A 23,400-nucleotide genomic window follows, 5' to 3' on the forward strand; every position below is an offset into this window, starting at 1 on the left:
CGATAGCGTCTTTTGCCAGCCGCGGCAAAGGCCGGCGTCAGCCGCCGGGCTCGGGGGCGATCAGGCGCGCGAGAGCGTCTGCGACGGCGGGCGTAACGGTGCGCTTGTACCTGCGGTGGACGAGCTGGCCGTTGTGGTAGACGTCCTGCTCCACATAGAGGCGCTCTCCATCCCAGCGGAGCACTTGGTCGCTCTCCACGCTTTCCTTGACGCCCAGTGCGGGTCGCAGCACGGCGTCATCGACTTGTCCTGGCATTCCCAGCTCTCCCTCCGTGGGCCAGCAAAGCGGCCCGCCGCAGCGGGCGGCAAGCGCGTGCGCTCGTCAAGCTCGCGCTGCCTCGGCCAGTGCGCGATCGGACCACGTCCCGCGCTCCCCTTGACGGAAATCGACTGGCAGTGTTCTAGTACTTATCTAGTGTATCAAGAACACGCGGGATCATTCCTCGGTCGACTCTGTCGATGTTCTTCCCCAAAACTGGTCTCGAGTTTTACCTTGCGGGCGCCCCGCAGGTGACGGGTGGGGGGTGGTATGCCGGACGTCTTCAGGAAAGCCATCGACCAGATCATGCGCGGCGCGCCTCCCGGCCCGGTCCACACGGACGCGCCCGCGCGCCCCGAAAGCTTCGGCTGGCTGCGCCGAGCGGACCACGACGTCGTCGGCGGGGCGGCCTGGGAGCGGCCGGACGGAGAGATCTGCGTCCTCCCCCGTCCGGTCCTGCCGGCCGATCGTCCCGCCCAGGGTTCCCCCGCGGGCGGGCCGCCCGGTTCAGCCGAGGCGGCTCAGGCCGCCGATTGATGCTGCTGCCGCACGCCGGCGATCGGCATGGGGCGGCCAAACAGCCATCCCTGCGCCTGCTCCACACCGAGCGCGACGATGACGCGACGCTGCGCCTCTGTCTCGATCCCCTCCACCACCACCCGCATGCCGAGCTTGCGGGCGAGCTGGCACACGACCTCGATGATGGCGCGGGACGGGCTGTCCGAGGTGAGCTGCTCGGCGAAGGTGCGGTCGATCTTGACCTTGGAGAACGGATACCGGGCCAGATAGGCGAGCGAGGAATAGCCGCTCCCGAAGTCATCGAGGGAGAAGCGCACCCCGAGCCGCCGCAGCGTCCGGATGGCGTCCAGCGTCTTGTCCTGATCGGCGATGAGGAGGGACTCGGTCACTTCGAGCTCGAGCCGATCAGGGCTGAGGCCGCTTATCAGGAGCGCATCCTTGACCGCCTCGATGAGGCGGGACGGCTCGTTGAACTGGAAGGCCGAGACGTTCACGGCCACGCTGACGGATTTCGGCCAAGTGGTGGCGTCGGCGCAGGCCTGCCGCAGGGCCCAGGCTCCCATCCCCACGATGAGCCCGGTCTGCTCGGCGATCGGAATGAAGTCGGCCGGCGAGATCGGCCCCTTCTCCGGGTGATGCCAGCGCATCAGCGCCTCGTAGGACCGGACCTGATTGGTGCGAGCATCGACGATCGGCTGGTAGTTGAGGAAGAGCCGGCCGGTCCGGGCCGCCTCGCGCAGATCGGTCTCCATCTCGCGCCGGTGCGACAGGTCTTCGGCAATCTCCGGCCGGTACAGCACGGCCATGTTGCGGCCCTGGGCCTTGGCCGAATAGAGCGCCATGTCGGCCGAGCGCATCAGTTCGCTCGGCTCGGCGCCGTGCTCGGGGCCGAGCGCGATGCCGATGCTGGAGGTCACCGACAGGATCTTCCCCTCGATATCCATCGGCTGAGCGAGATCGGAAATGATGCGCTGGCCGAAGGCGAGCGCGGAGGCGTCGTCGGTCACCGTCGCGAGGAGGAGGAACTCGTCGCCGCCGAAACGGCCCACCAGCCCGCCATCGGCCACGATCCGGCTCAGCCGCTCGGCCACCTTCACCAGAAGGTTGTCGCCCGCCTCATGGCCCTGCGTGTCGTTGACGACCTTGAAGTTGTCGAGGTCGACATAGAGGAGCGCGAGCTTCTCACCCGGCTTCACGAATTCCAGGGAGGTCCTCAGCACTTCGCCGAACCGGAACCTGTTCGGCAAGCCGGTCAGGGTATCGCAATGGGCCATGCGCTCGATCTGCGCCGCCGCGGCTTTCCGGGCCGAGGCGTCCTCCGTCAGCATCAAGATGCCGCCGTCCTCGGTGATCTCGACGGTGATGACGTAGGTCTGACCACTTTCCGCTAGGATCTCGCGCTCGCCGCCCTGGGACAGCTCGCTGGCGCGCTGGCAGAGCTCCTTGAGGTCCGCCACCGATTGCGGGGCCAGGGTCTGCGACCTCACCAGGCTGGCGCCGATCTGGTCGAAACTCACCCCGATCAGCACGTCCTCCCTCGACAGACCGTAGAGTTCGAGGAAGCGCGTGTTGGAGACCTCGAGCCGCAGGTCAGGGCCGAACATGCACAGCCCGTGCGTCATGGAGTTGAGAGCGGAATCGAGGGTGAGATTCTTGCGCTGCAGAGAGGCGGCCAGGAGTTCGGATTCCTTGCGGGCCGCGGCGAGCTGCAACAGGTTGCGGTTCAGCGAAAACACGATGGACACGTTCGTGACCACGAACAGGATGATGTAGAGCGAGATCACCTCGTAGAGAGGCTCAGCGGCGAAGTGCAGCCCGAGGATCAGCGGGATGCAGAACGAGGCGAGCTGAACCAGCACGAACCGGGGACGGCCCGCGTTGCGGGCCACGTAGCCGGACGCGAACGAGATCACGACGCCGACCATCATGATGTGGCACGGCACGTTGTCGGTCAGCGCCAGCGCCGCGAAGCTCACCACCCCGAGCAGCAGGGAGAAGCCCGTGGAGCCGAGGAAGTACTCGCGATCCCAGTGCAGCAGCTCAGCGGTGCTCATGGCGTGCACGCTGCGACGGCGGAATCTCAGCACCGTGCTCAGGCGGAAGACCAGCAGCGTGGCTGCCGCGAGCGTGAAGGCCTTGAAGAGCGGGTTGCCCGATGCGTACCAGCAGAACAGCGGTGCGAGGGTGCCGACCACCGTTCCGATGATCAGTGTGGTCGGCGAGGAAAATAGGGACGCGACGAGCACCCGGTAGGCCTGCGCCTCCGACGCCGGATCAGCCAGACCCGCGGACCCAGCCGGTGGGACGTTCGCCTCTCCGGCTCCCGCCCCGGCCCCAGACGCCGCGGATGTCACTACCGCCACGATCGACTCCCGCCGGCCCGGCCGACCCCGCCCTGAGGTCAGGGCTGAGGGCGCAACGCGCCGCGTCGGTGGTTGTCGCAAGCGGCCGTTAACGGACCATGCAGGCCCGACCGAAAACCGCGGCCGGCTTGAGCCCCGGGGCCGAACGCGCCGGCGCGCTGGGCGCCTCGGGTCGCGTCGGCCCGCATCAGGCTCCCGCGCCGCCCTGGACCGGCCGAAGCAGCCGGCCCAGCATGCGCTCCTGCGCCGCCGCGATCCGCTGCAGCTTTGAGATCTCGAGCGGATGCAGGTTCAGGAGATGCGACACCCAGGCCGAGGCGGCGGTGTCGAGGGCCGTCGCGAGGTCGCCGGCCTGGGCGTTGAAGGCGGCCATCACAGCCACGCGGGCGGCGTGCGTGCCCTGAGTGCCGACCGTGTAGCGGCGGATCCAGTCCTCGCCCGTCCCTTTCGGCACCAGAGCGTCGATGACGCCCCGATCGTGGAACTCGGCCGCCGTGTAATCCTGACCCGACAGAAGGATCTTCTCCGCCTGGATCGGCCCCGCATGGCGCGACAGGATCGGCACGGCCGAGATCGGGAAGTGGTTGTAGTTGACCTCCGGGTAGGTGAACGTGGCCTCTTCCTCCGCCACCATCACGTTGCAGCCGCGGGCGGAGTCGATGCCGCCGCCCATCACCCGGGCATGAACGTTGGACAGGGTGATGACCGAGCCATTCAGGCCGTTGCGGCTCATCAGGATCACGTCGGAGGCCACGCGGGCGTAGTGGGACAAGCCGGCGCGGTCGTTCCTCGCCAGGCAGTCGAGATAGAAGTCGAGGTCTCCCCCGAGCGAGTAGACCCGCCCCCTGCTGCGGACCGCCATGAACAGGATGGGCCGGTCGGGCTGGCGCTCCCACAGGGACCAGACCGCGAGTTGGACGTTGCGGATGCTCTCGATCAGGGACAGCGTCAGAACCGGCTTCGGCTCCGGTCGCATGGTGATCCAAAGGAGCTTGTGTTCGGGCTCATAGGCCAGGGACACCTGGGGCAGTTGCCCCGCCCGGCCCTCGATGGCCGCCACGACCCCCCCGGCCGTCACCTCGGACAGGTGAGAGACATGCCCCTTTTTCACCGCCGCATCCAACATGACCGCCTCACAGCCAACCTATGGCGAATGAAGCCGACAGTTAACAAAATGTAAATCAAATCCCAGGAATTCAGTTAACAAGTCGTGAACCGCCTCCGGGCGCGAAGGTGTCAGCCCGGAACACTGCACAGGCACGGTTTCGCCGAAGGATTTGCGCGGCTGCAGGCGGCCGCTCGCCGGCCGGCCGGGGTCGGCCGCCGCCTCCCGGCACGGGGCGAACGGGGGAGCGCCGGCCCTGGGTGCTCCGCTGGCCGTCAGGGCTGTTTGATGCCGGCCTTCTCGACAACCGGACCCCACTTCGCGAGTTCCGACCGGATAAACGCGCCGAACTCGCCCGCCGCGAGCGTGCTCGGCACCGCGCTGATCTGCTTCAGGCGGCTCTGCACGGTGGGGTCGGCCCCGACGGCCTTCAACTCGGCCACGAGCTTGTCGGCGATGGGCGCCGGGAGATCGGCCGGCGCCACAAAGCCGAACCAGGTCAGGGCCTCGAAACCGGGCAGCGTTTCGGCGATGGCCGGCAGGTCCGGCAGGTCGTCGAGGCGCTGCTGCGAGCTGACGCCGATGCCCCGCACGGTGCCGGCCTTGACCTGGGCCACCGCGCTCGCGGCGTTGTCGCAGGCGACCTTCACGTGGCCGGCGATGACGTCCTGGATCACCTGGTTCGAGGACCGGTAGGCGACATGCGGCAGGCTCACCCCGGTCTGGCTCATCAGCAGCTCCATGCAGAGGTGGAGCGAGGTGCCGACGCCCGAGGTCGCGAAGCTTTCCTTGCCGGGATTGGCTTTCAGGTAGGCCACGAGTTCCGGCAGCGTCTTGGCCGGGATCGACGGATGCACCACCAGCACGTTCGGCTGGGTGGCCATCAGGAACAGGGGCTTGAGGTCCTTCACCGGGTCGAACGGCATCTTCTCCTTGTACACATGCGGGTTGATGGCGATCGTCACGGAGGCGACGCCGAGCCCGTAGCCGTCCGGAGCGGCGCGCGCGGTCGCGGCCACGCCCGTGTTGCCGCCGGCGCCAGTCCGGTTCTCGATCAGGAATTGCTGGCCGAGCCGGGCCGAAAGACCCTCCGCGAAGATGCGGCCGAGCGCATCGGCCGTTCCGCCCGCCGCGAACGGCACGAAGACGGTGACCGGCCGCACCGGGTAGGTCGGCGCCTGAGCGGCAGCCGGGCCGGTGAGCAGCCCGAGCAGAGAAGCCGCGGCGGCGGCAGCGAGCGGAAACCTGATCACGGCGGCGTTTCTCCCTGGAGGTCCCGGCCTTTGCCGTTGGACCGTGTTGCGACCCTCAGCCCGCTCGGCGGATCACCGGCGCCGGCACCCGGTCCAGAACCACGTTGATGCAGGCCGGGCGCCCGCTCGCGAGCGCGCGCTCCAGCGCAGGCCCGAGATCCGCGGCCTCCGTGACGTGCTCGCCATGGCCGCCGAGCGCCTCCACCACGCGGTCGTAGCGCGTGGGCAGAAGCTCGCAGCCATGTGCCCGGTCGGGCCCGTAGGTGCGGAGCTGGATCTGGTGCTCGGCATTCCAGGTCGCGTCGTTCCCGACCACCACCACCATGGGCAGCCCGTAGCGGATCGCCGTGTCGAACTCCGTCAGGTGGAAGCCGAAGGCGCCGTCGCCCATGACGGCGATCACCGGCGCGCCTGTGGCCGCCCGGGCCCCGGCCGCGAAGGGCACGCCGGCGCCGATCGAACCAGCCACGCCGTTGATCACGCGCAGGCCGTCGCGCCGGATCGTCTGCGGCCACTGGCCGATCTCGCCGCCGTCGCAGCACAGCACCGCGTCGGGCCGGCGCAGCAGCACGGAGGTGAGCGCGCGGCAAAGCTCGGCGGGATGCACCCGGCCGGGCGCGCTCGGCCCCTGCGTGGCCCAGCTCTCCGGCCGGAACGACAAGGCGGCCGCGACCTCGTCGCACCAGCCGCCGTCGTCACGGATCTGCGCGCCCGCCGCCTCGATGATCGCTTCGGCGGACGGCAGGGCGTCGGCCTGCGCGGCCAGAACCAGCCGCTCCCCCTTCTCCCGCCGCACCCGGTCGATCAGCCGCGGGTCGGGATCGATCACCGCGAAGCGGCAGCCGGGATCCACGAAGGGAGCCTCGCCGAACCGGATGGTGAAGTCGTGCGGCTTGCCGAGCAGCACCACGAGGTCGGCCCGCTTCAGCACCTCCGCGAAGGCCCCAAGGCTCGGGTCGTTGATGCCGCGGGGGCTTTCCATGCCGACGGCCGGCAGGCCGGTGGATCGGGTGAGGCGCGACAGCACGTCCCCGGCCGGAGCCTGACACAGGGTCGGCCCGGCCAGGATCAGCGGCCGTGCCGCGGCGTGGAGCAGGGCGAGAAGCGCCTGGAGGTCGGACCGGGCAAGGCCCCGCGGCTCAGGCGCGAAGGCGGCAGGATCGGGCCACAGCTCGGGCCTATCCGCGACTTCGGCCTCGAGCAGGTCGACCGGGAGGCTGAGATGCACCGGACCGGGCCTGCCCGACCGCGCGATGCGGACGGCCTTGGCGACCTCGTGGCCGAGCTCCTCGGCCGAGCCGGCCGTCCAGGACGCCTTGGTGACGGGCGCGGCCATCTCGGCCTGGCGCAGCTCCTGGAAGGCACCGCGACCGAGTTCCGTGAGCGGGGCGTGGCCGGACAGCAGGAGCACGGGCGATTCCGCTGCCTCCGCGGTCGGCAACGCCGCGACCGCGTTCGTGTGGCCGGCGCCCCCCGTCACCAGCGCCACGCCGCACTCGCCGCGCAGGCGCGCCCAGGCGTCCGCCATGTGCACCGCCGCGGCCTCGTGGCGCGTGTGGATCAGCCGGAGGCCGGTCCCGAGCGCCGCGTCGAAGACCGGCATGATGTGGTTGCCGGACAGGGTGAACACCGTCCGGAGCCCGGCCCGGTCGAGCGCCCGCGCGAGCAGGTCGGCCCCCCTCAGGCGACCCCGAGATTCAGACATGCCGGTCTCGCTATTCGGGCTGAAGCTTCGCGGCGCGGATCACCGTCGCCCATTTCTCGACCTGCGCCTTGAGGTGGCTCCGCAGGGCGGACGGTGTGACGTCGGTCTCTGCCACCGGAACGGCGCCGAGTTCGGCGAGCCGGGCCTTGACGGTGCCGTCGCGCAGCGCGGCCCGCAGTGCCACATTCACGCGGTCGAGCACGGGTTTCGGCGTGCCCTTGGGTGCGTACAGCCCGTGCCAGACGCTGGCGTCGAAGCCCGGCAGCCCCGCCTCCGTGCAGGGCCGCACGTCCGGCAGGGACGCGACCTGGCTCTTGATGGTGGTGCAATAGCCCCGGATCGTCCCGGCCTTGATCTGATTGCCGGTGTTGGAGACCTGGTCGCACATCACATCGACCTGCCCGCCCATCAGGTCGGTGATGGCCGGGCCGGTGCCCTTGTAGGCGACCTCGGTCAGCTTGGTGTCGATCGCACTCATGAAGAGGAGCGCGCACAGATGCGAGCCGGAGCCGCGCCCGGCCTGGGCGAGGTTCACCTTGTCGCGATTGGCTTTGAGGTAGGCCACGAGCTCCGGCAGCGTCTTGGCCGGCAGAGCGTTCTTGGACACCACAGCCTGCGGCACATCCAGGATCAGGCCGATCGGCTCGAAGTCTTCGACGGGGTCGTAGGGGAGCGACTTGTACAGCGAGGGCGCGGTGGCGTGGCTGATGTTGTGGAGAAACAGCGTGTAGCCGTCCGGAGTCGCCCGGGCCGCCCGCGCCGCGCCGACCGTCCCGGATGCGCCGCCGAGGTTTTCGACCACGACCGGCTGCTTCAGATCGGTGCTCATGGCCTGGCCGAGGATGCGGGTCACGACATCCGTCGGCCCCCCGGCCGCCCAGGGCACCACGATCGTGATCGGACGGCTCGGATAGTCCTGCGCCGAAGCCAGGGCGGCCCAGCTCATCGCCAGCCCGAAAACGGCGGTGCGTCTCAGCCAACCTCGCACGGTCGTGTCCTCCCCGGTCCTCTTTGGAACCGAACTAAGCCGAAGCCGGACTTGAACGAAAGCGAAATATGCTCAATCTCGACTTGAGACATTCCGGAGTTCCTCTCGGTGTCCATCCGCGATTTGCGCACCTTTCTGGCCATCGCCGAAGGCGGCTCCTTCGCGGTGGCGGCCCGTGCCGTCCGCCGCACGCAATCGGCCGTGACCGTGCAGATGCGGGCGCTCGAGGAAGAGGTCGGCGCCACCCTGTTCGACCGCAGCCGGCGCCCTCCCCTGCTGAACGAGGCCGGCCGCGCGCTCGTGCCCCGGGCTCGGGAGGCGGTAGAAGCCTATGACCGGCTGTTCCAGCCGGCCGGCGAGCGCCTCGTCGAGGGCCACTTGCGGCTCGGCGCGGTGCCGAGCGTGGTCACGGGCGTGCTGCCGCGCGCTCTGGTGGCGCTGCGGGAGCGTTATCCTGGTCTCCACGTGGAGCTCGCGATGGGCCCGTCGAAGGAGCTGGTCGAGCGCCTGGAGCGCGGCCTCCTGGACGCCGCCATCGTCAGCGACCTTCTGGAAGGCGGCGCCGGCCTGACCTGGTCCCCCTTCGCCCGCGAGCCGCTCGTGCTGATCGCGCCGGCCGACGCCCCGGCCCGCAAGCCCGAGGAGCTGATCGCGAGCTATCCCTTTATCCGCTACACGCGTCAGGCCTGGGTCGGGCAGACCATCGATCGTTTGCTGAAGCGACGCCGCCTGAAGCCGCGGGAAAGCATGACGCTCGACACGCTCGAAGCCGTGACGACCATGGTGCGGCACGGGCTCGGCGTCTCGATCGTGCCGCTGCGCTCCAGTGGCGACGCGCCAGGGCCCGCCATCCGGGCCGTGCACTTCCCCGGTGCGCCGACCTGGCGCACGCTGGGCCTCGTGCACCAGCCCAGCCATCCCAAGGCCACGCTGGCAGAGGTGCTGCTCACCGCGCTCAAGGCGGCGGAGGACCCGGCCAAGCCGGTCGCCCCCCCTGGGCGCCAGCCGCGCAGCCCGAAACGCGCCCGGCCGGTGCCAGCAACCTGAAAGAAATCGAATTCTCGATTGAGAGATATTCGTTTTTTCATAAGAAGAGCGGGTGCTATGGACGCGCCATGACCCCTTCCGGCAAACCCGATCTCTCGGTCTCGATCTGGCGCGGCGGCGCGGACGGCGCCTACCGGACCTACTCGGTCCCGAGCCGCGACAGCCAGACGGTGCTCGACGTCGTCACCTACGTGCAGCGCCACCTCGACCCGACCCTGTCCTACCGCTTCGCCTGCCGGGTTGGCATGTGCGGCTCCTGCGCCATGACCGTGAACGGCCGTCCGCGCTGGACCTGCCGGACGCATGTGAGCCGGGTCGCCAAGGGCGACAAGCTGACGGTCGGGCCGCTCGAGAACCTGCCGGTCGTGAAGGACCTCGCCACCGACATGCGGCCGTTCTTCGAGAAGTGGCAGGACGCAAAGGGCGTCTTCGAGCCGTCCAAGACCCGCGACGACGCGATCGAGCCGATCCGGCCGGACACACGCCAGCGCCAGCTCGCCGATGCCGGGGTCGAATGCATCAATTGCGGCGTCTGCTATGCGGCCTGCGACACGGTGAAGTGGAACACCGACTATCTCGGCCCGGCGGCCCTGAACCGGGCCTGGACGCTGGCCAACGACGTCCGCGACGCCGGCCAGACGGAGCGGCTCCAGGCCGTGGCCTCGGGGGGCGGTTGCCATGCCTGCCATTCGCACCAATCCTGCCAGGAGCATTGCCCGCAGACGCTGAACCCGACCGCCTCCATCGCGGGTCTCAAGCGGCTGACCGCGCTCGCCTACCTGCGCGGCGAGATCGAGGCATGAACGTCCGGCTCTATGTCTGGCAGCGCGGCACCGCGGCCCTGATGGCGCCGCTGGTGCTGGTCCATCTGGCGGTGATCTTCTACGCCACCCGGCAGGGCCTCACGGCCGCCGACATCCTCGGCCGCACGCGCGGCAGCATCACCTGGGGCCTGTTCTACGGCGTGTTCGTGCTGGCCGCCGCCATCCACGCCTCGATCGGGCTGCGCAACATCCTGGTGGAATGGGTGCCGGGGCTCCGCAGCCGGGCCGCAGCCCTGATCTCGACCGCCTTCGGGGCCGTGCTGGTCGCGCTCGGCGCCCGGGCCGTCGCCGCCGTGGTGCTCGGATGAGCGTCGGCGCCCTCTCCCGCCGGCGCAATGCGCTCTGGTACGCGGCCCTGGTGCATCGCCTGTCCGGGCTCGGCCTCGCGGTGTTTCTGCCGCTGCATTTCCTGACGCTCGCCCTTGCGGTCGAGGATGGCGCCCGGCTCGACGGCTTTTTCCGCTTCGCCGACATGCCGGCCGTGAAGCTCGGCGAGACCGGGCTCGTGTTCCTGCTGGCTGTCCATTTCCTGGGCGGGCTCCGGATCCTCTTCGTCGAGAACTTCACCTGGCGCGGCAATCAGGCGAAGCTCGCCAGCGCGGCCGGCGGCCTCGCCATGCTCCTGGCCTTCGTGTTCCTGATCAGGGTGCTGTGATGCTGGAGCGCCTGCAGACCGACATCCTGATCCTCGGCTCCGGCGGCGCCGGGCTCTTTGCCGCGCTCCATGCCCACGCGGCCGCGCCCGATCTGTCCATCACGCTCGCCACCAAGGGCCTGCTCGGCAAGTGCGGCTGCACCCGCATGGTCCAGGGCGGCTACAACGTGGCGCTGAATCCCGGGGATTCGATCGAGCGCCATTTCATGGACACGATCGAGGGCGGCAAATGGCTGCCCGACCAGGACCTCGCCTGGACGTTGGTGACCCAGGCCGTGGTGCGGGTGCGGGAACTCGAAAACGAGGTCGGCTGCTTTTTCGACCGCAATCCGGACGGGACGCTGCACGGCAAGGCCTTCGCCGGCCAGACCTTCGACCGCACGGTGCACAAGGGCGACCTCACCGGCATCGAGATCATCAATCGGCTGATGGAGCAGGTCTGGAAACGGCCGGGCGTGGCCAAGCTCGAGGAGCACCGCGCGCTGGCCCTGATCCCGGCCCGGGACGGCGCCTCGGTCTCCGGCGTGCTGATGATCGACGTCCGGACCGGCGGGCTTCGCTTTGTCGAAGCCAAGGCGGTGCTGATGGCGACCGGCGGCGGGCCGACCATGTACCGCTACCATACGCCGTCCGGCGATAAGAGCATGGACGGGCTCAGCATGGCGCTCCGCGCCGGGCTGAAGCTGCGCGACATGGAGATGGTCCAGTTCCACCCGACCGGGCTCCTGGCCGGTCCGGACACCCGCATGACCGGGACGGTGCTGGAGGAAGGGCTGCGGGGCGCCGGCGGCTACCTGCTGGACGGCGGCATGCGGCGCTTCATGGCCGATTACGACCCGAAGCTGGAACGGGCGACGCGCGACGTGGTCTCGCGCTCGATCTATGCCGAGATGAAGGCCGGCCGCACCACCCCGAACGGTGGCGTCTACATCCAGATGAGCCATCTCGGGCCCAAGGACGTAGCCAAGAAGTTCAAGGGCATGGTCGACCGCTGCCGGGATTGCGGCTTCGACCTCGCCGGCGGGCTCGTCGAGGTGGTGCCGACCGCGCATTACTTCATGGGCGGCGTGCAGTGCCGGCCCGACACCTCGACCGAGTGGCCGGGCCTGTTCGTGGCGGGCGAGGATGCGAGCGGCATGCACGGCGCCAACCGCCTCGGCGGCAACGGCGTGGCCAATTCCACCGTGTTCGGCGGCATCGCCGGTGACGTGATGCCGGGCTGGATCGCCGCCCATCCGGGCCGGCGCGCGCCCGACGAGGACGTGCTGGCGGCCGAGATCGCCCGGGCCCAGCATCCCTTCGGCAAGACACCCGGCAACGTCCACGTCCTGCGCGAGCGGCTGATGGACCTGATGTGGGACGAGGTCGGCGTGGTGCGGGATGCGGCAGGGATCGCGCGCGGCCTCGCCGGGCTCGATGCGCTGGAGGCCGAGCTGCTGGAGACGGGGGTCGCGGACGGCGACCGCGCCTTCAATCTCACCTGGCACGACTGGCTGAACCTGCGCTCGCTCGTGGAGACGAGCCGGGTCATCGCCCTCGCGGCCGGCCGGCGGGAGAATTCGCGCGGCGCCCATTTCCGCTCCGACTTCCCGGAGCCCGGCGATCTCGACACCTCCACCTACACGGTGGTCCGGCAAGGTGCGGCGGGGCTCGCCATCACCGAGGAGCCGGTCCAGTTCACCATTGTGCGTCCGGGGCAGTCGCTTCTGGACGTGAAGGAGGCCGCAGAATGATCCCCCTCGCCTCCCTCCAGAGCACGGCCGAAGCCCTGATGGCCAAGGCGGCCATCGAGATTCCGGACGATTACCTGGCCGGCCTGCGCCGCTGCGCCGACACCGAGAAGGGGGACCTGTCCGCCTTCGTGATCCAGGCGATGCTCGAGAACTACGAGGCCGCCAAGGAGGACCGTCGCGCCATGTGCGGCGATACCGGCGTGCCGCGCTGGTATGTGAAATACGGCAACGAGGCCCGGGTCGAGGGAGGACCGGTCGGGCTCGAGGCGGCGCTTCGGCGCGCCACGGCCAGGGCGACCACGGGGGTGCCGCTGCGGCCGAACCGGGTGCACCCGCTCTGGCGCACCGACCACAACAACAATGTCGGCATCAACGCGCCGGAGATCGAATACGCCTTCCATCCGGAGGGCGACTGGGTCGACCTGACCACCGTGCACAAGGGCGGGCTGTTCGGCTCCGATTACCGCATGCTGTTCCCGGGCGACGGCCTGGAAGGCATCCGGCGCTTCTTCCTCGACACGCTGATCGGCTTTGGCAAGCGCGGCCTCGCCTGCCAGCCGGCCATCGTCGGCATCGGGCTCGGCGGCTCCAAGGACGCCTGCATGGTGCTGGGCAAGCAGGCCTCCTGCCTGCGCACGGTCGGAAGCCGCAATCCGGACCCGAAAATCGCCGCCATGGAGGAGGAGTTCCGCGAACTCGGCAATTCCATCGGCATGGGCGCCATGGGCTTCATGGGCTCGTCCATGGTGGTCGATTGCCACATCGAGGTCGGCTACTGCCACACGGGCGGCATGCCGATGAGCGTGCACATGTTCTGCCTGTCCTCGCGCCGCGCCACCGCCCGCATCTTCCCGGACGGCCGGGCGGAGTTTCGGACCGACCCGGATTGGTTCACCGCGTATTCGCGCCGGGACACGGTGGAGTGGGGCGAGACGCCGCTGCTGGCGGCGGCGCAGTGATGGCCGGCCCGCTGAAAACCGTCGAGCTGAACCTGCCGGCCTCCCGCGAGGCGCTGGCCGAGCTCGAGATCGGCACCGTCGTCTATTTGAACGGCCGGCTCTTCACGGCCCGGGAGGGCGTGTACAAGCGCGCCATCGAGGACGGGGCCGGCATGCCGGCCGCCAATGTCGATCTCGGCACGGCCAACTTCCACTGCTCGCCCGCCGCCGTGATCGAGCCGGACGGCCGCTTCAATGTCGGGGCGGTGACGGCCACCGCCTCGTTCCGCTTCGCCAAGTGGCTGGACGGCTGGTTCAAGCTGTCGGGCTGCAACATCATCATCGGCAAGGGCGGCATGACGTCGGAGATCTACCGCGACGTCTTCGTGCCCCATGGCGCCATCTACCTGACCACGGTCGGCTACGGCACGGGCGCGCTCCTCGGGCGCGGCATCAAGGACGTGCCGGGCGTGTACTGGAAGGACGAGCTCGGCCTCGCGCAGGCCGTGTGGGTGCTGGACGTGGAGCGGTTCGGCCCGTTCATCGTGGAAAGCGACCTCGCCGGCAATTCGCTGTTCGAGCGCGAGAACGCCAAGATCGCGCCCGGTCTGGCCCGGCTCTACGAGGGCACCCGGCCGGCCACGCTGCGCCGCTACGGCGAAACCGACGACAAGACCGACGAGGTCATCTGAGCGTGGCTCGCCCGAGCCCCGTCGCCCCGTGATGTGCTTCCGCTTTCCTCCGCTGGCCGAGGCCGAGCCGTGCTGATCGCTGGCCTGTCGCTGAAGCTGCTGCTGGTGCTCTGGGCGGGCGCCTTCGTGGGGGCGCTCGCGGCCGGAGGAGCCGGCTTCGCCTTCGCCCTCTCGGCCTCGGCGATCTGGCTCCATGCGCTGGATCCCGTGCGGACCACGATGCTGGTCGTGACCTGCGGCACCATCCTGCATTTCGTCCTCGTCTGGCCGCTCAGGCGGTCCATCGACGGCCCGCGGCTCGCCCCCTTCGCGCTGGGCGGGCTCCTGGGTATTCCGATCGGCGTCTGGGTGCTGACCGTCGCGAACGTGGACGGGGTGAAGTTCGCGCTCGGGATCTTCCTGGTCGCCTATGGCGGCTACGCGCTGATCGCGCCGCGCCTTCCCGTGATCTCGGCCGGGGGGCGGGGCGCCGACACGGCGATCGGCTTCGTCGGGGGCGTGCTGGGCGGGATCGGCGGCTTCTCCGGCGTGGTTCCGACCATCTGGACCCAGCTCCGCGGCTGGACCAAGGAGCGGGCGCGGGGGGTCTACCAGCCCTTCATCCTGCTGGCGCACGCCGCCACCGTGCTCGTGCTCGGCACGGTGAGCCTGGACCTCAGCGGGGCCGTGATGGTCGCTGCCGTGCTGCCCGCCCTCGCGGCCGGCACCTGGGTCGGCTGGGGCATCTACGGGCGGCTGAACGAGCAGAACTTCCGCCGCCTGCTGGCCTTCATGCTGCTCGCCTCGGGCCTGACGCTCGCGCTCTGAGCTCGCCCGAGCGGCCGGTCAGGTGCCGACCCGCAGCGGCGCGTGCAGCTTCCGCAACGCCGCGAGCGCAGACAGCGCCGTGATGCGGGCCGTCTTCGGGTTGTCCGACGGCACGTTCTCGATCCGCACCGAAAAGGTCGCCGAATCCGCCTCCACCGCGATCTCGTGGCAGTTCCGGCTGACGGTCGGATCGGCCCAGATCTCGATCGTGGTCCGATCCGGCCCAATGCCGGCGAGCGACAGCGCGGCCGCTACGTTGACGTTGGCCGGAAAACCGAGCGCCGCCTCCCGGGCGGATCCCGAGAAGACGAGCTTCGGCTCCGATAGCCCGTCTACCGAGATGCCGTGCCGCTCGAGATGGGGCGCGCCGGCCAGCCCGCCCGGCGGCTTGCGCGTGGTCATCCGGACGGAGCGGATCTCGCCTTCGGCCGCCGCCGTCACGGCATCGAGGCCGACCAGCGCGCCCGTCGGCAGAATGATCTGGCCGCCGTGCTCGCGCGCGAGGTCGATCAGGTGCGGGCGCGACAGGAGCGCGCCACAGCTCAGCACGAGCACGCGCCGGCCCGCCGCAAGCATGGGTCGGCAGACCTCCTCCAGGATGGCGGCCGGCGCGCACTCGACCGCGACATCCGCGCAATCGGGGAACGAGACGAGAGGAACCACCGGCACCGAGATACCCTGTGCCCGCAACCACGCCTCGGCCTTGCCCACATCGCGGGCGGCCACGCAGCCGAGTTCCAGCCCGGGCACATCCCGGGCGGCGACGCGCCGCGCCAGGACACGTCCGATCGCGCCGAGACCCGCTATGCCGATCCGCGTGCTTCGCATAAATCCTGGTCCATTCTTCGCTTCCGCCGTCCGGCCGAGCAGCTCGGCTGTACGGGACAACGCATGAGGCAACAATGTTGAGACGCTCGCTCGCCGGCCTCGCCTTCGCGGCCTTCGCCGCGCATGGCGCACTGGCTCAAGACTGGCCGACCCGGCCCATCACCATGGTCATCCCCTTCGCGGCCGGCGGGCCGACCGACGTGCTGGGCCGCGTCATGGCCGAGCGGATGAGCCAGACCCTCGGCCAGCAGGTGATCGTCGAGAATGTCGGCGGGGCCGGCGGCATGACGGGCTCGCAGCGGGTGAAGACCGCCCAGCCCGACGGCTACAGCTTCCTGCTCGGCACCGTCGGCACGCACGCCCAGAACCAGACGCTCTACAAGCGGCCGCTCTATGACGCAGCCAAGGACTTCATGCCGGTGGCGCTGATCGCCGAGGTGCCGCTGATCCTGGTCACCCGAAAGGACATGCCGGCCAAGACCTTTCCGGAATTTGCCGATTACGTGAAGGCCAACCAGGCGAAGCTCAATTTCGCCTCGGCCGGCAATGGGTCGGCCGTGCATCTCGGCTGCCTGCTGCTCAACGCCGCCATGGGCGTCACGGTGCAGCACGTGCCCTATCGCGGCTCCGCCCCGGCCATGACCGACCTGCAGGGCGGCCGGGCCGATTACATGTGCGAGATCGTCTCCACGGCCCTGCCCCAAATCGAGGGCGGCGCCATCAAGGCGGTGGCGACGCTCACCAAGACGCGCTCGCCCGTTCTCCCCGACCTGCCGACCGCCGACGAGCAGGGCCTGAAGGGATTCGAGGCCTATACCTGGAACGCCTTCTTCCTGCCGAACGGCACGCCGGCCGCGGTGGCCAAGAAGCTCCAGGACGCCACCCTCGAGGCGATGGACAACCCGGCCGTGAAGAAGCGGCTGGAAGGCCTGGGCGCCACGCTCGTCTCGGCCGACCGGCGCACGCCGGACTACCTGGCGAAGTTCATCGAATCCGAGGTCGCCAAGTGGGCCGCGCCGATCAAGGCGAGCGGCGTCACCATCGAGTAGCGGCCGCCGCCGCTGCTGGCCGCCCGGGCTCCGGCCCGCGGCGGCGCCCGATCAGAAGCCTGGATGCGGCCCGGCCCGCATCCGCACATAGCCGCGGACCGGCCCGTAGGCCGTGTCCGTGCGGCTGTCGACCGACACCTGACCGCGCGTGCGAAACCCCGGCACGTCGTCTCGCGAGACCCGTCGGGCCGAGGCGGTGTAGTCGGTCGCCACGCGGCCGGAGATCCGGATGCAGGTCGAGGTGCCGGGCACCTCGACGAAGCCGGGCCCGTAGCGCGGGCAGGACCGCGCCGCGTCGGCGGGAGCCCGATCGGCAGCCCAGGCGCAGGCCGGGCTCGCGACCAGGATCAGGAGGAGTGCGGCACGGCGCATGGCCGCATCGTAGCGGCCGCGCGGGAGAGCCGAAAGGGGCTGGCCGAAACGCGACCGCTCAGTTCCCGAGCGCGTGCAGGATGCGCGCCCAGCTCCGCGTGCCTTTGTGGAAGCTGGACAGGTCGTATTTCTCATTCGGCGAGTGCACGCGGTCGTCGTCGAGCGCGAAGCCGACCAGCAGCGTGTCGATGCCGAGCGTGGTCTTGAAGTCGGTCACGATGGGGATGGAGCCCCCGGCCCCGATCAGCACCGGCTCGCGGCCCCACTCGGCGGCGAGCGCCTGACGGGCCTTGTCAAGGGCCGGGAGATCGTAGGGGAGCCGGATCGCCCGGGAGGTGCCGAAGCGGGTGATCTCGACGGAGCAATCGGCCGGGATGCGGGCCTGCACGAAGCTCTCGAAGGCGGCCGCGATGGCCTCGGGATCCTGCTCGCCGACCAGCCGGAAGGAGATCTTGCAGGAGGCCTCGCCGGCGATGACGGTCTTGGACCCCTCCCCCGTATAGCCGCCGATGATGCCGTTCACGTCGCAGGTCGGACGCGACTGGATCTGCTCGATCAGGGTGCGGTCGGTCTCGCCGGCCGGCACGCCGAGCCCGATCTGGCCCAGGAACTCCTGCGGCGTCAGGTTCAGTGATTGCCATTGGGCCAGGATCTCGGGCGGGGTTTCCGGCACCCCGTCATAGAAGCCCGGCAGCGTGATGCGGCCGTTCTCGTCGTGCAGGTCGGCGATGATGCGGGCCAGGACCCGGATCGGGTTGCGGGCGGCACCGCCGAAGGTCCCCGAATGGAGGTCGCGGTCCGCCGCCCTCACCTTGATCTCGCGGTAGACGAGGCCGCGCAGCGAGGTGGTGATGGCGGGCGTGCTCCGGTCCCACATGCCCGTGTCGCAGACCAGGACGACATCCGCCTTGAGCTCGTCCTTGTTGGCGGCCAGCCATTCGGGCAGCCCCTTGGAGCCGTTCTCCTCGGCGCCCTCGATCAGGACGGTGATGCCGACCGGCAGCCCGCCCTCGGTGGCCTTCCAGGCCCGGCAGGCCTCCAGGAAGGTCATCACCTGCCCCTTGTCGTCGCAGGCGCCCCGGGCCCGGATCACCTGGCGATCCCCGTCCAGCGTCGCCATGGAGGGCTCGAAGGGCGGCACCTCCCAGAGGTCGAGCGGGTCCACGGGCTGGACGTCGTAATGGCCGTAGAAGAGGACGTGCGGCGCCCCGGGCTTCGGCAGGTGGCCGACGACCACGGGATGAAACGAGGTCTCGCGCACGGAAGCCTCGAAACCCATCGCCTCGAGGTCGCCCCGGATCCACTCGGCGGCGCGCCGGCACTCGCCCGCATAGGCGGGGTCGGTCGAGATCGACGGAATGCGCAGCCAGGCGAAGAGCCGCTCGAGCGAGTTGCCGAGATCGGTGTCGATGTCGCCCAAAACCCTGTCGATCATGCTCGGCGTCCTAAGGTGGCAAGCGAGGTCTAGCGTCTCGGACGGCGCTTGCAACGGGCGCGGCCGGCCCGCGGCCTCCGTCGCGACCCGGCGCTCAGCGCTCGCGCCCGTCCGGCGAGAACAGGTAGCCGGCGCCCCGCACGGTCTGAATGATGGTCGGCTGGCTCGGATTGGGTTCGATCTTGCGCCGGATGCGGGTGATGCGGACGTCGATGGCCCGATCGAAGGCGTCGTCATCGCGGGCGCTCGCGAGGTCCAGCAGGCGCTCGCGCGACAGCACGCGCTGAGGATGGTCGGCGAAGGCCTTGAGGAGATTGTATTCGGACGCGGTCAGCGGATGCGTGGCCTGGTGCTCGTCGCGCAGCACGTGGGCGTCGAGATCGAGCCACTTCGTGCCGAACCGGACGGTGCGGTTCGGCGGGCGGCCGGGGGTCGTCTCGGCGGGGGCGGCGGCGCTCCGGCGCAAGACGGACCGGATGCGGGCCACGAGTTCGCGCAATTCGCAGGGCTTCGCCAGGTAATCGTCCGCACCGAGTTCGAGCCCCACCACGCGGTCGATCGGGCTCGCCGTGGCGGTCAGCATGATGACCGGGGTGGGATGGCGACGCTTCAGGTCGCGCACGATGGACAGCCCGTCCTCTTCCGGCATGTTCAGGTCGAGCACGATGAGATCGGGCCGGGTGCCCTCGATCTCCCGGCGCAGGCTCTGGCCGCCGTCGCACAGGGTCACAGCGAAGCCGTGCATCTTGAGGTAGTCGCCGACCATCTCGCGGGCGGGCGCCTCGTCATCGACCACGAAGATGCGGGGCAGCGCCGTCATGTCAGCCGAGGCCTCTCGGGATCCGGATCGTGAAGGCGGCGCCGCCATCCTGGCTGGCCCCGACTGTGATCTGGCCTTTGTGGAGGTCCACGATGCGCTTCGCAATCGACAGGCCGAGCCCGGTCGAGCTCTCGCCCGCCGTCGGCTTGGCCGAGAGCCGCTGGAAACGGCCGAAGACGCGGGCCACGTCCTCCGGCAGCAATCCCGGGCCCGTGTCCTCGACCCGGATGACGGCGCTCTCGCCCTCCTCGGCCAGCACGACCCGCACCGCCCCGCCCTGCGGCGTGTACTTGATCGCGTTGGAGACCAGGTTGTCGATCGCCTCCCAGATCCGGTCGTGGTCGCAGCAGGCCGTGAGCCAATCGGGCCCGGCGATCGTGAGCTCGTGCTCCTTGCGCTCGGCGAGGGGCCGGTTGGCCTCCACCACATCGTTGGCGATCAGCATCAGGTCGAACGGGTCGCGCCGGACCGAGATGTCGAGCGCGTCGTTCATCGCGTCCGCGATCAGGCTGTCCACCATGGCCGTGAGCCGCCGCGCGGATTCGCGGACATGGCCCACCTGGGCCTGCACCGGCGCGACCGAGATGGGCTCCATGGCGAGGAGGTCGAGCAGCATCTCGGACCGGCCCATGATCACGCCCAGCGGGTTCTTGAGGTCGTGCGCGATCGTGCCGAGGATCTCGCTCTTGAACCGATTGGCGCGGCGGAGCTCGGCCGATTGCGCGGCGAGCCGGCGGTTGGCGGTCCGCAACTCGGCGGTGCGGCGCGCCACCCGCTCCTCCAAGCGCACATTCGCGTCGCCGAGCTGCTGGTAGAGAATCACATTGTCGAAGGCGACCGCGAGACGCGAGCAGAACACCTCGACCAGGGTGCGGTTGGTGTCCGACAGGTCCTTGGCAGCCTCCAGCAGCACCACGACCTCGCGGCCGCTGCCGGTCCGCAGGTAGAGCACCGAACGTCGGTCCAGGAAATCGTGGCAGCGCCGCTCGAACGCCTGGCGGACCGCCTCCTTGAGGTCGCCGTTCAACTCCGCGCCCATCTCGCCGACGAATTGCCGGTAGCAGCCGGAGCCGGCCAGCACAGACACGTGCTCGTCACTGCGGCCGTCGTCGCGGAGCACCAGAATGCCGGCACATTCGACCTCGAGCAGCGAGGCGAGCTGGGTCAGCACGCCTTCGGCCAGGCGCTGCATCGAGTGCAGGTCGAACAGCGCGGAGGCGGCCTCGATGATGATCTCGAGCCCGCGCCGGGTCTCGACCATCCGGTGCAGCTGCTGGTAGCCGCGCAGCGCCGCCGTCAGGCTCGTGAAGAGCTTGTCGGCCGTGAGCTCGGTCTTCGCCTTGTAGTCGTTGATGTCGTAATCGACGATGACGCTGCGCTCGGGGGCCTGACCCGGCTGGCCGGTCCGCAGAATGATCCGGACCGTGTCGTTCTTCAGGTCGTTGCGGATGTAGTCGACGAGTTCGAGCCCGGCGGCCTCGCTCTCCATCACGACGTCGAGCAGCACCACCGCCGTGTCGGGATGGGCCGCCAGCAGGTCCCGCCCCTCGCGGGCCGAATAGGCCGAGAGCAGATCGAGCTTCGAGCCGGCGAGCTGGTAGTCGTAGAGCGCGAACCGCGTGCCTTCGTGAACCGCCGGATCGTCGTCGATGATCGCGACCTTCCAGCCCGGCCCGGTCCGGGCCGGGGACGCGTCCGGCTCGTCCTCGATCAGATCGATGAAGTCGTCAGGATCCGACATGCAGCGTCTCGGCCTCGCGCGCGGCGGCGGGTGGCCCGGGCTTCTCGACCTCGCCGGGCGCGCGGAGGGGCACCGCGAGGAGGAAGCTCGTGCCGGAGCCGGGCGCCGAGGAGAGGACGATACGGCCCCCGAGCTGCTGCGTCACCAGATTGTAGACGATGTGCAGGCCGAGCCCCGTGCCGCCCGAGCCGCGCCGGGTGGTGAAGAAGGGGTCGAAGGCGTGGCGCTGGACGTCCTCGCTCATGCCGCGCCCGTCGTCCCGGAAGACCAGCCGCACCTGGGCCGGGCCGCTGATGCGGGCCACGATCGAGATCGTGCCCTCCTGCCCGTCCGGGAAGGCGTGGTGGACCGCGTTCAGGAGCAGGTTGGTGAGGACCTGCCCGAACGGTCCCGGGAAGCTGTCCATGACGATGCCGTCCGGGATGTCGACCATGAGCTTGATCCGGGAGGAGCGAAGGATGGGCCGCAGGCTCGCCATGATCTGCATCGTGGCGGGGCCGAGGTCGAACGTGCGGCGCTCGGCATGGCTGCGGTCAACCGCGACCTGCTTGAATGACTGGATCAGTTCGGCCGCCCGCTGCAGGTTCGCGACGAGCTGCGAGGCCGCCACCCGGGTGCCCTGGATGAACTCGTCCAGCCGGGAGCGCCGGATCTGGCCGGATTGGATGTCGGCCGCGAAGGCCTCGCTCCGGTTGACCAGGGTCGAGGCGACCGTGAGGCTGATCCCCACCGGGTTGTTCACCTCGTGCGCCACCCCGGCCACGAGGCTGCCCAGCGCGGCGAGCTTCTCCGCCTCGATCAGAGTGGTCTGCATCTCGCGCATCTCGGCCAGCGTGGCCTCGGCCTTCTCCTTGGCGCTGCGCAGGTCCTCGTCGGTCTTCCGCTTAGCGATGGCGTTTTCGCGGAAGACGTCGACCGCGCGGGCCATTTCGCCGACCTCGTCCATGGCCCCGAGCCCGGCGATGCGGCGGTCGAACTCGCCCGACATGATGGCGGTCATATCGGCCCGCAACTGCCCGAGCGGGACGCTGATGCTCTGGCCGACGGCGATGCCCATCAGGGCGACCAGCGCCACGAACGCGATGGCCAGCACGGCGAGCTTCACCGCGACGTCCTCGAGCGTGCGGTCGAACCGGGTCTGGGCCGAGCGCTCCAGGTCCTGGATGCCGGCCCGCATGCCGTCGATCGCGTTCGACATGTCATTGGCGTTGCCATCGACGGCCTCGCGCAGCAGCCGGCTCTGGGCCGTGAACCAGCCCCCCAGCACGTTGATCCCCTCCTCGAAGGTCTCGGCCTTGCCGGCCAGCTCGTCGAGGGCGCGGCGCTGGGCCGGGTCCCGGGCCAACGCGATCAGGTCCGGCGCGGCCTGCCGGATCGCCGCCGCGCCGGTCTTGGCCTCCTGGGCCGAGCCGGAGGAACCCGACAGGTAGAACGCGTTCGCGGCCAGGATCATGGCGTTGTAGGCTTCGCGCGAAGCCCCGAGCGCCGCCCAAATCTGGACGTTGGGGTCCGAACTCGCCCCCGAGATCGAACCGTACAGGTTGGCCATGTCCCGGGCCGTGTCGACGATCTTGGTCTCGTAGGCGAGCGAGATCGCCGCCCGGGTGTCGCGCAGCTCATCGAACCCGGCGAGCAGCCGTTCGGTGATGGCGGTGAGGTTCTTGGCCGGCTCGGCGATCAGCTGGTCCAGCCGGGCCTGGACCCGCAGGCGGCTGACGAGCTGCTCGCGCAGGTCGACGATGCGCTCGAGCACGGCCGGGTCGGTCTGGGCGAAGTAGCGGTGGATCAGGCTTTGCAGGCGCTCGGCATCGGCGCCGAGCGAGGACAGAAATCGCTCGGACTGGCGAACCCTGCGGAGGTCGGACCAGGAATCCCCGAGAACCTGGGCGCCGTTCCAGATCAGCCCAAGCAGGATCAACGCCAAGGCCGAGTTCAGCACCGCGATGGCCAGGATGCGCCAGCGGATCGGCGTTCGGCGCACGGCGCCGTCGAACCCCGAGCGGTGCTCCGGGCCGGGGACGGGCGGCTGGTCGGCTCTGTCGGTCATGCGTGGCCGCGGCTCCCCGTCAGCCCTGCCGCGAGCCGCAATCCGTCTCGGCTGTGCTCAGGTTCGGCGACACGCTGCGCCCCTCCGCGGAGTGCCCGGGCTTCGCCCACCCGGCCGGCGACCCGTGGCCCGGCTCTTCGCCGGGGAGCCACCGCATCCCGGGAACGGGGTCTCGAGGTGGAAGAGGGTGCAGGCGTCCGGTTTCCTGCCGATGTCGAGG

General features: G+C 69.9%; 21 protein-coding genes. 9 read left to right on the forward strand and 12 right to left on the reverse strand.

The window, feature by feature from the left end; translation table 11 throughout:
* Positions 1-37: 37 nt before the first annotated feature.
* The 6 genes from JWR86_RS00685 to JWR86_RS00710 all read right to left on the reverse strand — a co-directional run bounded on the left by JWR86_RS00685 (position 38) and on the right by JWR86_RS00710 (position 8,150).
* The gene (locus JWR86_RS00685) at positions 38-256 is read right to left on the reverse strand and encodes a hypothetical protein (protein WP_299559272.1); all 219 of its coding nucleotides are present in this window, start codon (positions 254-256) and stop codon (positions 38-40) included.
* A gap of 524 nt (positions 257-780) precedes the next feature.
* The gene (locus tag JWR86_RS00690; RefSeq protein WP_299559275.1) at positions 781-3,024 is read right to left on the reverse strand and encodes an EAL domain-containing protein; all 2,244 of its coding nucleotides are present in this window, start codon (positions 3,022-3,024) and stop codon (positions 781-783) included.
* A gap of 304 nt (positions 3,025-3,328) precedes the next feature.
* On the reverse strand, positions 3,329-4,252 hold the full coding sequence (locus tag JWR86_RS00695) for a crotonase/enoyl-CoA hydratase family protein (protein ID WP_299559277.1): 924 nt from the start codon (positions 4,250-4,252) through the stop codon (positions 3,329-3,331).
* Positions 4,253-4,521: 269 nt separating this feature from the next.
* Positions 4,522-5,499, reverse strand: coding sequence for a tripartite tricarboxylate transporter substrate binding protein (locus JWR86_RS00700; RefSeq protein ID WP_299559280.1), 978 nt, complete (start codon positions 5,497-5,499; stop codon positions 4,522-4,524).
* Between the two features lie 55 nt (positions 5,500-5,554).
* Positions 5,555-7,204, reverse strand: a complete 1,650-nt coding sequence (locus JWR86_RS00705; protein ID WP_299559283.1) for a thiamine pyrophosphate-binding protein — start codon at positions 7,202-7,204, stop codon at positions 5,555-5,557.
* A gap of 10 nt (positions 7,205-7,214) precedes the next feature.
* Positions 7,215-8,150, reverse strand: a complete 936-nt coding sequence (locus JWR86_RS00710; RefSeq protein WP_299559397.1) for a tripartite tricarboxylate transporter substrate-binding protein — start codon at positions 8,148-8,150, stop codon at positions 7,215-7,217.
* Positions 8,151-8,300: 150 nt separating this feature from the next.
* On the opposite strand from JWR86_RS00710, the gene JWR86_RS00715 reads away from it, so the two are divergent.
* From JWR86_RS00715 to JWR86_RS00750, 8 genes are all read left to right on the forward strand, one after another.
* The gene (locus JWR86_RS00715) at positions 8,301-9,239 is read left to right on the forward strand and encodes a LysR family transcriptional regulator (protein WP_299559285.1); all 939 of its coding nucleotides are present in this window, start codon (positions 8,301-8,303) and stop codon (positions 9,237-9,239) included.
* Between the two features lie 68 nt (positions 9,240-9,307).
* Positions 9,308-10,042, forward strand: coding sequence for a 2Fe-2S iron-sulfur cluster-binding protein (locus tag JWR86_RS00720; RefSeq protein ID WP_299559288.1), 735 nt, complete (start codon positions 9,308-9,310; stop codon positions 10,040-10,042).
* Positions 10,039-10,371 carry a succinate dehydrogenase gene (locus tag JWR86_RS00725; protein WP_299559291.1) on the forward strand — a complete coding sequence of 111 codons (333 nt, stop codon included), beginning with the start codon at positions 10,039-10,041 and terminating at the stop codon, positions 10,369-10,371. The genes JWR86_RS00720 and JWR86_RS00725 overlap by 4 nt, the downstream gene beginning before the upstream one ends.
* The gene (locus tag JWR86_RS00730; RefSeq protein ID WP_299559294.1) at positions 10,368-10,718 is read left to right on the forward strand and encodes a succinate dehydrogenase, cytochrome b subunit; all 351 of its coding nucleotides are present in this window, start codon (positions 10,368-10,370) and stop codon (positions 10,716-10,718) included. Before JWR86_RS00725 ends, JWR86_RS00730 begins: the two co-directional genes overlap by 4 nt.
* A complete protein-coding gene (locus JWR86_RS00735; RefSeq protein ID WP_299559296.1) occupies positions 10,718-12,451 on the forward strand; it encodes an FAD-binding protein in 1,734 nt (577 codons plus the stop codon). Before JWR86_RS00730 ends, JWR86_RS00735 begins: the two co-directional genes overlap by 1 nt.
* Entirely contained in the window at positions 12,448-13,410 is a 963-nt protein-coding gene (locus JWR86_RS00740) for a fumarate hydratase (protein ID WP_299559299.1), read from the forward strand. Before JWR86_RS00735 ends, JWR86_RS00740 begins: the two co-directional genes overlap by 4 nt.
* Positions 13,410-14,081, forward strand: a complete 672-nt coding sequence (locus tag JWR86_RS00745) for a fumarate hydratase C-terminal domain-containing protein (protein ID WP_299559302.1) — start codon at positions 13,410-13,412, stop codon at positions 14,079-14,081. Before JWR86_RS00740 ends, JWR86_RS00745 begins: the two co-directional genes overlap by 1 nt.
* A gap of 69 nt (positions 14,082-14,150) precedes the next feature.
* Positions 14,151-14,888: a sulfite exporter TauE/SafE family protein gene (locus JWR86_RS00750; RefSeq protein WP_299559305.1), complete on the forward strand. Its 738-nt coding sequence runs from the start codon at positions 14,151-14,153 to the stop codon at positions 14,886-14,888.
* Positions 14,889-14,906: 18 nt separating this feature from the next.
* Here JWR86_RS00750 and JWR86_RS00755 read toward each other — a convergent pair whose 3' ends face one another.
* Positions 14,907-15,716, reverse strand: coding sequence for an aspartate dehydrogenase (locus tag JWR86_RS00755; protein WP_299559307.1), 810 nt, complete (start codon positions 15,714-15,716; stop codon positions 14,907-14,909).
* Positions 15,717-15,790: 74 nt separating this feature from the next.
* Between JWR86_RS00755 and JWR86_RS00760 the strand changes: the two genes are divergently transcribed.
* A complete protein-coding gene (locus JWR86_RS00760) occupies positions 15,791-16,765 on the forward strand; it encodes a tripartite tricarboxylate transporter substrate-binding protein (RefSeq protein ID WP_299559310.1) in 975 nt (324 codons plus the stop codon).
* Positions 16,766-16,816: 51 nt separating this feature from the next.
* Here JWR86_RS00760 and JWR86_RS00765 read toward each other — a convergent pair whose 3' ends face one another.
* The 5 genes from JWR86_RS00765 to JWR86_RS00785 all read right to left on the reverse strand — a co-directional run bounded on the left by JWR86_RS00765 (position 16,817) and on the right by JWR86_RS00785 (position 23,180).
* Positions 16,817-17,137, reverse strand: a complete 321-nt coding sequence (locus JWR86_RS00765) for a porin (protein ID WP_299559313.1) — start codon at positions 17,135-17,137, stop codon at positions 16,817-16,819.
* 58 nt (positions 17,138-17,195) lie between these two features.
* Positions 17,196-18,572, reverse strand: a complete 1,377-nt coding sequence (locus JWR86_RS00770; RefSeq protein WP_299559315.1) for a M20/M25/M40 family metallo-hydrolase — start codon at positions 18,570-18,572, stop codon at positions 17,196-17,198.
* Positions 18,573-18,666: 94 nt separating this feature from the next.
* Positions 18,667-19,392 (reverse strand): response regulator, encoded by a 726-nt coding sequence (locus JWR86_RS00775; RefSeq protein WP_299559318.1) that lies wholly within the window; start codon positions 19,390-19,392, stop codon positions 18,667-18,669.
* Position 19,393: 1 nt separating this feature from the next.
* Positions 19,394-21,133, reverse strand: a complete 1,740-nt coding sequence (locus tag JWR86_RS00780; protein WP_299559321.1) for a DUF3369 domain-containing protein — start codon at positions 21,131-21,133, stop codon at positions 19,394-19,396.
* Complete coding sequence (locus JWR86_RS00785) at positions 21,120-23,180, reverse strand: HAMP domain-containing sensor histidine kinase (protein ID WP_299559323.1); 2,061 nt, start codon at positions 23,178-23,180, stop codon at positions 21,120-21,122. The genes JWR86_RS00780 and JWR86_RS00785 overlap by 14 nt, the downstream gene beginning before the upstream one ends.
* Positions 23,181-23,400 lie beyond the last annotated feature (220 nt).

The organism is Enterovirga sp., assembly GCF_028290205.1.
Taxonomy (GTDB): Bacteria; Pseudomonadota; Alphaproteobacteria; order Rhizobiales; family Beijerinckiaceae; genus Enterovirga.